This is a genomic window from Aliiroseovarius crassostreae, from assembly GCF_049803815.1.
In the GTDB taxonomy this organism is placed as follows: Bacteria; Pseudomonadota; Alphaproteobacteria; order Rhodobacterales; family Rhodobacteraceae; genus Aliiroseovarius; species Aliiroseovarius crassostreae_A.
Genome location: NZ_JBNAGI010000004.1, coordinates 149,087 through 161,489, shown reverse-complemented (window position 1 = coordinate 161,489; position 12,403 = coordinate 149,087). Strand labels below are relative to the sequence as shown.

Here is a 12,403-nt window from a genome sequence, read left to right as displayed (position 1 = left end):
ATGAAAAGCGTTCAAGAGATTGCAGACGAGATCATTGCCCGCGAAGGCGGCTATGTGAATGACCCCGATGATCCCGGCGGGGCAACCAAATACGGGGTCACGATCAAGACCATGCGCGGGTTGGGGATGGACCTGACCGGTGATGGCAAGATCACCACGCAGGATGTGAAGGCTCTGACACGCGCCCAGGCGCGCCAGATCTTTGTGCGCCACTATTTCCATCGCCCCCGCATCGCAGAATTGCCTACATCGCTGCAGCCCAGCGTGTTTGATATGTATGTGAATGCGGGCGGGAATGCGGTGCGGATCCTGCAAAGGCTTCTGGGCAAGATGGGCTATCCCGTTGCGGTTGATGGCGCGTTGGGTCCGCAATCGCTTGGCGCGGCGCGGTTGGCGGTGGCCGCGGCCCCGGATCATCTGGCCGATGCTTATGGGATCGAACGGCGCAATTACTACTACCGCCTCGCTGATCAGCGCCCGAAATCCCGCAAATATGCCCGCCGTCGCGACGGTGGGAAGGGCGGATGGATCACACGGGCTGAAGAATTCATCTCCCCCAAATATCACTTTTCGAACAGAGAACACCGCGAAAGGGTCGCAAAATGGGGCTGATTGGTGGAATTCTCAACATTCTTTTTGGACAGAGCAGAAACGTGATCCGCGAAACGGCAGAGGTGTTTGTGGAGAACCGCGAAGCAGGGGCCACACGCGATGCGGACCTGCATCGCGCCACGTTGGAGGCCTATGCGGCCGAGTTTCTGCATCCCCGCAAGGGGGTGTTTGACCGGTTCATGGATGGGCTCAATCGCTTGCCGCGCCCGGCCATGGCGCTGGGCACATTGGGGTTGTTCACCGCTGCGATGGTCGACCCGCATTGGTTTGCGGCACGGATGCAGGGGGTGGCTTTGGTGCCGGAACCGCTCTGGTGGCTTTTGGGCGCAATTGTCAGCTTTTACTTCGGGGCCCGTCATCAGGCGAAGGGGCAGATGTTTCAGCAAGAGATCGCGGCGACCCTGGCGCGTGCGCCACAAGTTCTGGCGCAGATACGCCCGGATCAAGAGGCGCAAAGGAGAGTTCCCGCCCGCCCCGTACCCGCGCGTCGTGCCGAACCTGGCCCGGTGGATGTGACCGGCAATGCCGCCCTTCGCGACTGGGTGGCCGCACAAAGGGGGCCGCATGGCAAGTGACCTGATTCTCAAACTGGTCTCGGAACACGGACCCTGGGTGTTGTTGGTCTTTTACCTTCTTTACCGGGATCTTCAGAAAGATCAGGCGACGCGGGCAGTGCTCGACAAGAATTCATCCATCCTGATCGAGATCACCACGATCATCCGCGAACGGCTGCCCGCCGGCGGGGGGCGTAACCGATGAAACGCCTGATCTCCGCCCTGAAAGAGCTGATGTTTGGCGCCAAGCTGCGCCAATCCATTGAAAGAAACAAACATGCCGCCGCCGAACTGGATGTGGTGGTGCGAGAGGTTTTGCAGAAATGAAACAAGCCTTTGCGTTGATGATGCTGATCGCCGTGCTGCTGCAACTGGGCTATCTTTGGGCAGGTTATGAGGCGATGTATCAGATCGGGTACGGCGCGATCACCTTGATGGGGTTGATGATTTCGCTGACGTTCCTGTGGCTTTACGTGGTGCGCGCCACCCCCTTGGCGCTGGGCATGGCCTATAGCTGGTCTGGGGCGAGCCTTGTTCTGGGCTGGTGGTGGATTTATTCTGTGCTGGGGGAACCGGCCTGGGCCAGCGAAAGCCCTGTCCATTTCGTCTTTCTCGCCCTCTATCTGGTCGGTGCCCTTCTACACTTTTCCGTGATCAACCGGTCCTTTGGCCTGCATGGGGCCATGTTTTTATGGCCCGTTCTGGGGGCGCTTTGTCTGTCGGGCTTGATTTACATCATGACCTGAGGGGGCAAGCTGCTGTTTAACGGCGAAGCACGTCAGTCAGTGGCGTGACCAGTCGCCACAGGGCAAGATCCTGAACGGGGGCTGGTCGGCCCCCGCGAGAAGGATTAGACTTCGCCCATGATTACAGAACTTGGACATTTTGCGCTGATCCTGGCGCTGTGCGTGGCAACCGTTCAGATGGTGGTGCCGCTGATTGGGGCGCATAAAGGCTGGCGCAGCTGGATGGAGATGGCGGTTCCTGCCGCCACCCTGCAGGTCGTCTTGGTGGGCACGGCGTTTGCCGCGCTGACCTATGCCTTTGTGACCTCGGACTTCTCGGTGCAGTTGGTGTACTTCAACTCGCACACGGCGAAACCGATGATCTACAAGATCTCGGGCGTGTGGGGGAACCACGAAGGATCGATGCTGTTGTGGGTGATGAGCGTGTCGCTGTTTGGTGCCATGGCCGCGTGGTTCGGGGGCAATTTGCCGCTTCGCCTAAAGGCCCGGGTGTTGGCCGTCCAGAGCTCGATCGCGGTGGCGTTCCTGCTGTTTATCCTGCTGACATCCAACCCGTTTTTGCGGTTCGAAAGCCCGCCCTTTGATGGACGTGACCTGAACCCGCTGTTGCAGGATATCGGCCTCGCCCTGCACCCGCCGTTCCTCTATCTGGGCTATGTGGGCCTTTCGATGGCGTTTTCCTTTGCGGTGGCCGCCCTGATCGAGGGACGGATTGACGCCGCCTGGGGCCGCTGGGTGCGCCCGTGGACGCTGGCCGCCTGGGTCTTTCTGACCATCGGCATCGCGCTGGGGTCGTGGTGGGCCTATTACGAGCTGGGCTGGGGCGGTTTTTGGTTCTGGGACCCGGTGGAAAACGCGTCCTTCATGCCTTGGCTTTTTGCCGCAGCGCTTTTGCACTCCGCCATTGTGGTTGAGAAACGCGAGAGCCTGAAAAGCTGGACCATCCTTTTGGCGATCCTCGCCTTCGGCTTCTCATTGATTGGCACTTTCCTGGTGCGTTCGGGCGTGATCACCTCGGTCCACGCCTTTGCATCAGACCCGGAGCGTGGGGTGTTCATCTTGCTGATCCTCGGGATTTTCACCGGCGGAGCCCTGACGCTTTACGCTGCCCGCGCCAGCGCGATGGAGGCGAAAGGTGTCTTTTCCATTGTCAGCCGTGAAAGCGCATTGGTCTTCAACAATGTGCTGCTGGCTGTGGGCTCGATTGTTGTCTTCATCGGCACGATCTGGCCGCTGATCGGCGAGATGTTCGACCGTAAAGTGTCGGTAGGTGCGCCGTTCTTCAACGCGGCCTTCACCCCCTTCATGGTGGTGCTGGCGCTGATCCTGCCCATCGGGGCGATGTTGCCGTGGAAACGGGCGAAGCTGGGCCGGGTGGTTAAGCAATTGATCCCGGCCATGGCGCTGGCAATTGCGGTCCTTGCCCTCGTCTGGGCGATGCAAACCGGTAAATCTGCGCTTGGTCCCATCGGCATGTTCCTGGGCACCTGGCTTTTGGCAGGATCGGTCACTGATCTGGCCGGTCGCACAGGCCGCGGGGCCATCTCGAACCGCCTGTCGCGCCTGACCCGTCTGCCGCGTGCCGACTGGGGTAAATTCCTCGCCCATGTGGGGCTTGGGGTGACCATGATGGGCATTTCGGGGCTGGAAGCCTGGCAGCACGAAGACATCCGCACCACGATGATCGGCGACCCGTTTGAAGTGGCGGGTTATACCGTGACCTTGGAAAGCGTGACGCAGGAACAGGGGCCGAACTATCTGTCGACCTTTGCCACCACGCGGGTGGAGAAAGGCGGCGAAACCGTCGCCCTGTTGCATCCTGAAAAACGTGTCTATCCGGTGCAGGCCATGCCCACCACCGAAGCGGCGATTGCCAACGGGTTCTGGCGCGACATCTATGTCGTGATCGGTGACCCGCAGGACAATGGCGGTTGGGCGGTGCGCACCTTCATCAAACCATTCGTGAACTGGATCTGGATCGGCTGCACGCTGATGTCGCTGGGTGGGCTGGTCAGCCTGTCGGACCGCCGCTTCCGCGTCGCGGCCGGTGCCGCCAAGTCCCGGACCCCGCAAGGAGTGCCCGCCGAATGATCGTCTGCATGAAACGCCTGATGGCATCCCTGGCCGTTCTGGCCTGTCTCGCCACACCCTCGTTCGCCGTGAACCCGGATGAGGTGCTGGACGACCCGGTGCTGGAAGAACGTGCGCGCGAGATCTCGTCCGATCTGCGCTGCGTGGTCTGCCGGGGGGAAAACATCGACGAAAGCAATGCCGAGATCGCCAAGGACCTGCGCCTGTTGGTGCGTGAACGTCTGGTGGAGGGCGACAGCAATGACGAGGTCGTCGATTTCATCGTTGAGCGCTACGGCGAGTATGTGTTGATGAAACCCACCGCAACGGGGGCGAATATCGTCTTGTGGCTGGCCGGGCCGGTGCTTTTCCTGATCGCCGCGATCACCGGCGTGGTCTATCTGCGCCGCCGCGCACAGGCCGGGGACAGGTCCGATGGGCTGTCCGCAGATGAAGAAAAACGCTTGCAAGAGCTGATGAAAGACTGAGCCTTTGCAAAGTAACGTCAAGACACGCCCCGATTTGGGGCGTGTTTTCGTTTGCGAGGGGGATTATACCGGTGTGACGGCACGTTCCCCCTTTTCCCGTCCATTTGGTCGGTTATAGTGGCGACACCCGCAGAGGCACAGATCAGGACAGAAAAGAGGATCCGATGATTTACGACACGATCACCTATGAGATCACCGAAGGGCTGGCTGTTCTGACCCTGAACCGCCCCGACAAGATGAATGCGCTGAACACACAGATGCGCGCCGAGATCGCCCATGCGGTGACGGATTCGGGCCAAAATGCACGTGCCCTGGTGATCACCGGCGCAGGGCGTGCCTTCTGCTCGGGTCAGGATCTGGGGGATCGCGCCAATGCAGGCGATGTGGATCTGGAACGCACCCTGAAGGATGAATATGAACCGCTGCTGCGCGCGATCTATGACGCGCCGATCCCGGTGATCTGTGCGGTGAACGGGGCCGCTGCCGGGGCCGGGGCCAATATCGCCCTGGCCGCTGACGTGGTGATCGCCAAGGAAAGCGCCTATTTCATGCAGGCCTTTTCGCGCATTGGCCTGATCCCCGACGCGGGCGGCACCTATTGGATGCCGCGCACCATGGGCTTTGCCAAGGCGATGGGGGCGGCACTTTTTGCCGAAAAACTGCCCGCAAAAGACGCCGCAGATCTGGGGCTGATCTGGGAGTGCGTCGCGGATGACGATTTTGAAGCGGCCTGGAAAGCGCGCGGGGAATACCTTGCCAAAGGCCCGACCATGAGCTTTGCCAATATCAAGAAGGCCATGCGCGCCTCGCTGACCAATTCCTTGCAAGAACAACTGGCGCTGGAGGCCCATCTGCAGGGCGAATGCGGCCGGTCGCGTGACTTCAAAGAAGGTGTGATGGCCTTCCTCGAAAAGCGGACGCCGGACTACGAAGGGCGGTAGGCAAGGCTACGAATCCCAATCGTGACGTCGATCTTCAAATACATCATTACCGCGTGTGTAAATCGATGGATCATCCAGCGCCCCGGCATATATGGCGATGGCATCGGGCATCCGTGTGGTAGATTTCACAAGCGGTGATCCACATTCTGCGCAGAAGGTGAAGGCAAGCGCGTGTCCCGATGCAGCCTTGCTGTGGTAGGTCTTGAATGGACCTTCTGTTCGAAGCCTGCTGCGATCGACCACCATCTGAGGTGCGTGTCCGGCCCCCGTGGCGTGCTGACAGTCCCGGCAGTAACATTGAATGGAAAAGCGCACGTCACCGTGGTATTCAAAGCGGCAGGCACCGCAGAGGCACCCTCCCTTAAACTGCGACATCTGTTCTCCTTTATCTGGATATTACGCAGGCAAGGATAACATGGAGAGCGGAAAATGCTCGAAACGCTTCAAGCAGGACGAGAAAGCGCCATGTAAAGGCTGTCGGTCCAGACCCCGCCCACGCAATAGGTGTTCTTCGCCCGTCCGGTTTCGTGAAATCCCAAGGATTGCAGCAGCCCCTCTGAGGCCTTGTTGCGCGGGTCAAGATCGGCCTTAAGCTCGGTAAAGTCTGTGCTGTTCCAAAGATGGACTATCACCGCCCGCATCGCCTCTTTCGCCATGCCTTTGCCCCAGACATCTGGATGCAGGATATAACCGATTTCATTGCCGCTATGTGCGCCGCAATTGCCCACCACACGCCCCTGATACACCACCGAGAAATAATGTGGCCTATGTGCAAAATCAGGGATCCAGCGATCCAGCCGGTCCTTGGTCACGGACCGATCTTCATGGGGCAGGGTGGACCAATACGCCATCGCGCGCGGATCACTGTAGATCGCGAAGAGATCATCCAAATCCTCTGGATGTGGACCGCGCAGGGTCAGGCGTTTGGTGGTCAGTGTGGTCATGCACAAGGAGTACGGCAAAAGAAAAGGGGCCGCCAGTGGCAGCCCCTCAAAATCAGTTTTCCAGCGCTTAGCGGTTTTCCACATCCGTGTAGTCGCGGGCGGTGTCGCCGAGATACAGCTGACGCGGACGGCCGATTTTCTGACCCGGATCGCCCAGCATTTCTTTCCACTGCGAAATCCAGCCCACGGTGCGCGACAGCGCAAAGATCGGGGTGAACATCGAGGTCGGGAAGCCCATCGCCTCCAGAATGATGCCGGAGTAGAAATCCACGTTCGGGTAAAGCTTCTTCTCGACGAAATACGGATCTTCCAGCGCGATGCGCTCCAGTTCCTTGGCGACTTTCAGGGTCTCGTTGTTTTCGATCCCCAAAAGGCCCAGCACCTCGTCAGCGCTTTCCTTCATCACCTTCGCGCGCGGGTCGAAGTTCTTGTAGACGCGGTGACCAAAGCCCATCAGGCGGAACGGATCGTCCTTGTCCTTGGCGCGGGCCACATATTCCGGGATGTTCTCAACCGAGCCGATTTCACGCAGCATTTCCAGGCAGGCCTGGTTGGCGCCACCATGGGCAGGGCCCCACAGGCAGGCGATGCCGGCAGCGATACAGGCAAACGGATTGGCGCCCGACGACCCGGCCAGACGCACGGTCGAGGTCGAGGCGTTCTGTTCGTGATCGGCGTGCAGGGTGAAAATCCGGTCCATCGCGCGGCTCAGGATCGGGTTCACCACATATTCTTCGGCCGGCACGGCAAAGCACATGCGCAGGAAGTTCGACGCGTAATCCAGATCGTTCTTCGGATACACAAACGGCTGGCCGATCGAGTATTTATAGGCCATCGCCGAGATGGTCGGGATCTTTGCAATCATGCGGATCGCGGCCACTTCGCGCTGCCAAGGGTCATTCACGTCGGTGCTGTCGTGATAGAAGGCCGACATCGCGCCCATCACACCGGTGATGATCGCCATCGGGTGCGCGTCACGACGGAAGCCCGTGAAGAACTTCGACATCTGTTCGTGCACCATCGTGTGGTAGGTCACGCGGCTTTCGAAATCTTCCAGCTCGGTGGCCGAAGGCAGTTCACCGTAGAGCAGCAGGTAGCACACTTCGAGGTAATGCGATTTTTCCGCCAGCTGGTCGATCGGATAGCCGCGATAGAGCAGCTCGCCCTTGTCGCCATCAATAAAGGTGATGGTCGAATCGCAGCTTGCCGTCGAGGTGAAGCCGGGGTCGTAGGTGAACACATCACCCTGCGCATACAGTTTGCGAATGTCGATCACGTCCGGGCCAGCCGTCGGCGAGAACATCGGCAATTCCAGTTCCTTGTCCCCAAATGAGAGTTTCGCGGTTCCGGTTGGTTCAGCCATTCTTGTTCCCTTCCTGCAAGACCCGGCCCATCCGGGCGGGTGGTGTCGTATTGGTGCTCAGGCGCTGGCCTCTTCCAAACGGGCAATCGATTCTTCGCGCCCAAGGACCAACATCATGTCAAAAACGCTTGGGGTCACAGCGCGGCCCGCAAGGGCGGCGCGCAGGGGTGCGGCCAATTTGCCGAACTTCAATCCGTGGGCCTCTGCCAGACCGTTCAGGATCCCCTCAAGCGTGTTGCGATCCCAGCTACCATTTTGCAGCTGCGGCGTCAATTCTTTCAGTATACTACGGGATACATCATCCAGCGCCTTCTCGGCCTTCTCATCGCGCTCCAGGGGGCGGGACGCCAGGGCAAAGTGAGCCTTTTCAGTGAGTTGCGGGAAGGTCTTTGCGCTGGTTTTCAGCACAGGCATTGCCTTCGCCAAAAGTTCAGATTGCTGCGGCTGCAGCACAGATTCCCCTGTGACGTTACGGAACTCGATATAGGCCGCCAAAACGGCGTCATCTTCCATTGCCGCCATGTGCTGACCGGACAGGTTATCGAGCTTCTTGAAATCGAACCGGGCCGGAGATTTGCCGATTCCCTTCAGGTCGAACCACTCCAGCGCCTGCGCGTCCGAAAAGAACTCGTCATCGCCGTGGCTCCAGCCCAGACGCGCCAGATAGTTGCGCATCGCCTGCGCCGGATAGCCCATCGCCTGATATTCCTCGACCCCCAGCGCGCCGTGGCGCTTCGACAGTTTCTTGCCATCCGGCCCGTGGATCAGCGGGATATGCGCCCAGACCGGCACATCCCAGCCCATCGCCTGATAGACAAGCTGCTGGCGGGCCGCATTGTTCAGGTGGTCATCGCCGCGAATGGCGTGGGTCACGCCCATATCGTGATCGTCGACCACCACCGCAAGCATATAGGTGGGGGTCCCGTCGGACCGCAGACAGATCATGTCATCAAGCTGATCATTGCGGATGGTCACATCGCCCTGCACCGCATCCTTGATCACCGTCACCCCGTCGCGCGGGGCCTTCAGGCGCACGACGTAGGGCGCATCCGGGTGGGTCGCCGGGTCGGCGTCGCGCCAGGGCGATTGATAAAGGGTCGATTTCCCCTCGGCCTTGGCCTGATCGCGGAAGGCTTGGATTTCATCCTGGGTCGCGAAGCATTTATAGGCATGACCGTTTGCCAGCATCTCATGCGCCACCTCGGCGTGGCGGTCCGCGCGGTCAAACTGCGAGATCACTTCGCCGTCATGGTCCAGCCCCAGCCACGCCATCCCCTTCAGGATCGCCGCCGTCGCTTCGGGGGTTGAACGCGCCCGGTCGGTGTCTTCGATCCTGAGCAGGAACTTGCCGCCGCGACTGCGTGCGTAAAGCCAGTTGAAAAGCGCGGTGCGTGCGCCGCCGATATGCAGATAGCCGGTGGGCGAGGGGGCGAAACGGGTGACGACCTGATCAGAGTTCATGAGATGTTAACCTTTTGGAAACCATGCGAGGCGTATGCCTGAGGAGTGTTAAGGGCGTGTTAAAGCAAAAGGGAGGCCAAGAACAAGCGTGCTGGCCAAGATCATCCCTGCGATCCCCCTCGCAATCCTCACGCGCGTGGAACGCGAACGGGGGCGGTTTCTGCATTGGGTGCCGATCTTTCTGGCCATGGGGATCGGGATCTATTTCCTATTGCCGATGGAACCCTCGCGCCTGGTCTATGCAGTGCTGGTCGGGTTTATCCTTTTGAGTTTTCTCGTTTCCCGGCGTTGGCCCTGGGGCATCGGGCCTCTGGCCAACGCGCTGGCCCTTGTGGCGGCGGGGCTGTGCCTGGCCGGGGCGCGCGCCCATCAGGTGGCCGCGCCCGTGTTGGAGTTTCGGTATTACGGCGCGGTGGAGGGGCGGATCATCGCCATTGACCGGTCGCAATCTGACGCGGTGCGCCTGACCCTGGATCAATTGCGGCTGGCCGATATGTCCCCTGACCGCCACCCGGATCGGGCGCGGATTTCGCTGCACGGCGCGCAGGGGTTTGTCACGCCCGGGATCGGGTTGCGCATTGCCACAACGGCGCATCTGTCCGGTCCCAATGGTCCGGTCGAACCCGGCGGGTTCGATTTTCAACGCATGGCGTGGTTTCGCGGCATCGGCGCGGTGGGCTACACCCGCAATCCCGTCTTGGCGCTGGACCCGCCCGGCGGGGGCGGGGTGGCCGTGGCCGTGAACCAGCTGCGCATGGCGTTGTCTGGATGGGTGCAGAGCATCTTGCCCGGTGAAACCGGCGCCTTTGCCGCGGCGATCACCACGGGGGACCGATCCGCAATGAGCCGCGCGACGATGGACGCGCTGCGCGGGTCGAACCTGGCGCATTTGCTGGCGATTTCCGGGCTGCACATGGGGTTGCTCACCGGGTTTGTCTATCAGGCGGCACGTTATGTGATGGCCCTGTTTCCCGGATTTGCGCTGCGGCGACCCACCAAGAAGATTGCCGCCTGCCTGGCGATTGGGGCGGGGGCATTTTACCTGCTCTTGTCCGGGGGAAACGTGTCGACGGAACGCGCGTTCATCATGGTCACCACCATGTTTGTGGGGGTGCTGTTTGACCGGCGCGCGCTGAGTTTGCGGGCCGTGGCGATGGCGGCGGTGATCGTTCTGATCCTGCATCCAGAGGCCCTGACCGAACCCGGATTTCAAATGTCCTTCGCCGCGACAACGGCACTTGTGGCCGTGTTTGGCTGGCTTGCGCCATTGCGGCGTTACTTTGGCCCGAAATGGCTGCAACCGCTGTTGGCCGTGGTGATCTCCTCCGCGGTGGCGGCGGCGGCCACCGCGCCGATTGCGGCGGCGCATTTCAATCAGGTCAGCCATTTCGGCCTTCTGGCCAACCTTTTGTCCGTGCCGTTGATGGGCAGCATCGTGATGCCCGCCGCGGTGTTAGCGGCGTTGCTTAGCCCGTTTGGTTTGGGCTGGCTGGGCCTCAAGATCATGGGGCCGCCGATCAACTGGATCATCGGGGTGGCGCATCACGTGTCGTCGATGGACGGGGCGATCGGCCATGTGCCACAAGCGCCCGCCCATGTTCTGCCCGCCCTAGCCCTTGGCGGTTTGCTGACCGTGCTGCTGCGCAGGCGGGAAAAGCTGCTGGCCGTGCTACCGATCGGGCTGGGGGTGCTGTTGTGGGTCGGGGCAGAGCGGCCCCCGGTGCTGATCAGCCAGACCGGCGGTCTGGTCGGCGTGATGACCGACGCGGGGCGCGCGCTGTCCAAACCCAAGGGGGACGGGTTCGCTGCTCGGGTCTGGCTGGAAAATGACGGGGCTCCGCTGGCACAGGATGTGGCCCATGGGCTGGGGGCATTTGCAGGTGAAAGGGGCTTTGTCACAACAGAGATTGGCAAGGCGTCGCTGGTGCATTTAAGCGGTAAACGCGGGGAGCAGCAGATCGAAAGCGCATGTCGGCCCGGCAGCCTTGTGGTGATGAACCGAAGCCCGGTCGGCCAGGTGCCGACGCGCTGTCAGGTGGTGGAGACCGGAATGTTGCGCAAGACCGGTGCCCTTGCAGTATGGCCCGAGGCGCACGGCTGGCGCATTGAAAGCGCACGTGATCATCAGGGGGATCGGCTGTGGACCAGATGGTGAAACCGGGCATTGATCGATATCTTCAAAGCGCCTAGCCTGCGGCCAAATATAAGGGAGCGTGCAGATGGTCGAAACCGCAGGTCGGATCACCCTGTGGGGCGTGGAAGTCTTTGTTGCCACTGCCGATGAGCGTTCGTTGTCATTGGCCGCACGCCGGTTGGGGGCCAGCCCTTCCTCGGTAAGTCAGCAACTTAGCAATCTGGAAACGGCTTTAGGGGCGGTCCTTTTGGACCGCTCAGCTCGCCCTTTGGGCCTGACGCCGGCGGGCGAGCTTTTCTTGAAACGCGCGCAGGCGATTTTGAACGAAGCGGAACAAGCGCGCGCAGAATTGGCGCGGGGGGCATTGGCCAGCCTGACCCGCCTGCGCCTTGGTGTGATTGAGGATTTTGATGCGGATGTAACCCCACGTTTGCTCACTGGATTGGCAGAGCAGCTTTCCGGGACACAGTTTCTGCTGGAAACCGGAGCGTCGCACCGGCTTTATGATCAACTGGATGCCCGGGCCCTTGACGTGATCGTGGCAGCCGATACCGGGGTCGGTGCAGTGGGAATGGAATGGCATCCGCTGCTGGAGGAGCCTTTTGTGGCGGCAGTGCCAAAAGGGCGGGTGGATCCAGATAATCCCATGGCGCAGCTACGGGACTTGCCGTTGGTGCAATACACAGCGCGACACCATATGGGGCGGGTGATCTCTGATCATCTGGCGCGGCAAAACCTGCGTCTTGATAACCGGTTCGAGCTGGACAGCTATCACGCCATTATGTCGATGGTGGCAAATGGGGTTGGGTGGACGATCCTGACCCCGCTGGGGTATTTCCACGCGCAACGTTTTCGCGCCGAGACCGATTTGATCCCCCTGCCATTTGGTCCCCTGACACGACGTATATCTTTGGTCGCGCGCGAAGGGGTGTTGGGGGAGCTCCCTGCCGAAATGGCCGAAAGCCTGCGTGCCATTTTGTCCGATATGGTGGTGAACCCTGCGCTGCGAACGGCGCCTTGGTTGGACGGGCAGTTGCGTCTTTTGTGAAGATAAACAGCGTGTTGTGTCGCCTGCCAAGGCCTTGACTTC

Annotated in this window: 14 protein-coding genes; 10 read left to right on the top strand and 4 right to left on the bottom strand. The window is 60.7% G+C overall.

What is annotated here, in order from left to right; all coding sequences use genetic code 11:
• The 8 genes from ACP15V_RS12335 to ACP15V_RS12300 all read left to right on the top strand — a co-directional run bounded on the left by ACP15V_RS12335 (position 1) and on the right by ACP15V_RS12300 (position 5,411).
• The gene (locus ACP15V_RS12335; RefSeq protein WP_424944002.1) at positions 1-612 is read left to right on the top strand and encodes a holin-associated N-acetylmuramidase; all 612 of its coding nucleotides are present in this window, start codon (positions 1-3) and stop codon (positions 610-612) included.
• Positions 603-1,187, top strand: coding sequence for a holin family protein (locus ACP15V_RS12330; RefSeq protein WP_424944001.1), 585 nt, complete (start codon positions 603-605; stop codon positions 1,185-1,187). Before ACP15V_RS12335 ends, ACP15V_RS12330 begins: the two co-directional genes overlap by 10 nt.
• Positions 1,177-1,371, top strand: coding sequence for a hypothetical protein (locus ACP15V_RS12325; RefSeq protein WP_424944000.1), 195 nt, complete (start codon positions 1,177-1,179; stop codon positions 1,369-1,371). The genes ACP15V_RS12330 and ACP15V_RS12325 overlap by 11 nt, the downstream gene beginning before the upstream one ends.
• Positions 1,368-1,493, top strand: a complete 126-nt coding sequence (locus ACP15V_RS12320; RefSeq protein WP_424943999.1) for a hypothetical protein — start codon at positions 1,368-1,370, stop codon at positions 1,491-1,493. Before ACP15V_RS12325 ends, ACP15V_RS12320 begins: the two co-directional genes overlap by 4 nt.
• Complete coding sequence (locus ACP15V_RS12315) at positions 1,490-1,912, top strand: hypothetical protein (protein WP_424943998.1); 423 nt, start codon at positions 1,490-1,492, stop codon at positions 1,910-1,912. The genes ACP15V_RS12320 and ACP15V_RS12315 overlap by 4 nt, the downstream gene beginning before the upstream one ends.
• Before the next feature lie 117 nt (positions 1,913-2,029).
• The gene (locus ACP15V_RS12310) at positions 2,030-4,003 is read left to right on the top strand and encodes a heme lyase CcmF/NrfE family subunit (RefSeq protein ID WP_424943997.1); all 1,974 of its coding nucleotides are present in this window, start codon (positions 2,030-2,032) and stop codon (positions 4,001-4,003) included.
• An 8-nt stretch (positions 4,004-4,011) separates the two neighbouring features.
• On the top strand, positions 4,012-4,470 hold the full coding sequence (locus ACP15V_RS12305) for a cytochrome c-type biogenesis protein (protein ID WP_424944138.1): 459 nt from the start codon (positions 4,012-4,014) through the stop codon (positions 4,468-4,470).
• Between the two features lie 164 nt (positions 4,471-4,634).
• Positions 4,635-5,411, top strand: coding sequence for an enoyl-CoA hydratase-related protein (locus ACP15V_RS12300; protein WP_424943996.1), 777 nt, complete (start codon positions 4,635-4,637; stop codon positions 5,409-5,411).
• Positions 5,412-5,417: 6 nt separating this feature from the next.
• Here the strand turns inward: ACP15V_RS12300 and ACP15V_RS12295 are convergent, their stop codons facing one another.
• The 4 genes from ACP15V_RS12295 to gltX all read right to left on the bottom strand — a co-directional run bounded on the left by ACP15V_RS12295 (position 5,418) and on the right by gltX (position 9,179).
• On the bottom strand, positions 5,418-5,786 hold the full coding sequence (locus ACP15V_RS12295) for a GFA family protein (protein WP_424943995.1): 369 nt from the start codon (positions 5,784-5,786) through the stop codon (positions 5,418-5,420).
• 68 nt (positions 5,787-5,854) lie between these two features.
• Entirely contained in the window at positions 5,855-6,355 is a 501-nt protein-coding gene (locus tag ACP15V_RS12290) for a GNAT family N-acetyltransferase (protein WP_424943994.1), read from the bottom strand.
• A 67-nt stretch (positions 6,356-6,422) separates the two neighbouring features.
• Complete coding sequence (gene gltA / locus ACP15V_RS12285) at positions 6,423-7,718, bottom strand: citrate synthase (protein WP_424943993.1); 1,296 nt, start codon at positions 7,716-7,718, stop codon at positions 6,423-6,425.
• Between the two features lie 57 nt (positions 7,719-7,775).
• Positions 7,776-9,179 carry a glutamate--tRNA ligase gene (gene gltX, locus ACP15V_RS12280; RefSeq protein ID WP_424943992.1) on the bottom strand — a complete coding sequence of 468 codons (1,404 nt, stop codon included), beginning with the start codon at positions 9,177-9,179 and terminating at the stop codon, positions 7,776-7,778.
• 88 nt (positions 9,180-9,267) lie between these two features.
• Here gltX and ACP15V_RS12275 point away from each other — a divergent pair, with 88 nt between their 5' ends.
• Positions 9,268-11,334, top strand: a complete 2,067-nt coding sequence (locus ACP15V_RS12275; RefSeq protein ID WP_424943991.1) for a ComEC/Rec2 family competence protein — start codon at positions 9,268-9,270, stop codon at positions 11,332-11,334.
• Positions 11,335-11,398: 64 nt separating this feature from the next.
• Positions 11,399-12,361 carry a LysR family transcriptional regulator gene (locus ACP15V_RS12270; protein WP_424943990.1) on the top strand — a complete coding sequence of 321 codons (963 nt, stop codon included), beginning with the start codon at positions 11,399-11,401 and terminating at the stop codon, positions 12,359-12,361.
• The last annotated feature ends 42 nt before the right edge of the window (positions 12,362-12,403 follow it).

Excerpts from the sequence above, each read along its gene's own strand:
- ACP15V_RS12335 (WP_424944002.1), top strand. The coding sequence starts at position 1 with ATGAAAAGCGTTCAAGAGATTGCAGACGAGATCATTGCCCGCGAAGGC.
- ACP15V_RS12330 (WP_424944001.1), top strand. The coding sequence starts at position 603 with ATGGGGCTGATTGGTGGAATTCTCAACATTCTTTTTGGACAGAGCAGA.
- ACP15V_RS12325 (WP_424944000.1), top strand. The coding sequence starts at position 1,177 with ATGGCAAGTGACCTGATTCTCAAACTGGTCTCGGAACACGGACCCTGG.
- ACP15V_RS12320 (WP_424943999.1), top strand. The coding sequence starts at position 1,368 with ATGAAACGCCTGATCTCCGCCCTGAAAGAGCTGATGTTTGGCGCCAAG.
- ACP15V_RS12315 (WP_424943998.1), top strand. The coding sequence starts at position 1,490 with ATGAAACAAGCCTTTGCGTTGATGATGCTGATCGCCGTGCTGCTGCAA.
- ACP15V_RS12310 (WP_424943997.1), top strand. The coding sequence starts at position 2,030 with ATGATTACAGAACTTGGACATTTTGCGCTGATCCTGGCGCTGTGCGTG.
- ACP15V_RS12305 (WP_424944138.1), top strand. The coding sequence starts at position 4,012 with ATGAAACGCCTGATGGCATCCCTGGCCGTTCTGGCCTGTCTCGCCACA.
- ACP15V_RS12300 (WP_424943996.1), top strand. The coding sequence starts at position 4,635 with ATGATTTACGACACGATCACCTATGAGATCACCGAAGGGCTGGCTGTT.
- ACP15V_RS12295 (WP_424943995.1), bottom strand. The coding sequence starts at position 5,786 with ATGTCGCAGTTTAAGGGAGGGTGCCTCTGCGGTGCCTGCCGCTTTGAA.
- ACP15V_RS12290 (WP_424943994.1), bottom strand. The coding sequence starts at position 6,355 with ATGACCACACTGACCACCAAACGCCTGACCCTGCGCGGTCCACATCCA.
- gltA (WP_424943993.1), bottom strand. The coding sequence starts at position 7,718 with ATGGCTGAACCAACCGGAACCGCGAAACTCTCATTTGGGGACAAGGAA.
- gltX (WP_424943992.1), bottom strand. The coding sequence starts at position 9,179 with ATGAACTCTGATCAGGTCGTCACCCGTTTCGCCCCCTCGCCCACCGGC.
- ACP15V_RS12270 (WP_424943990.1), top strand. The coding sequence starts at position 11,399 with ATGGTCGAAACCGCAGGTCGGATCACCCTGTGGGGCGTGGAAGTCTTT.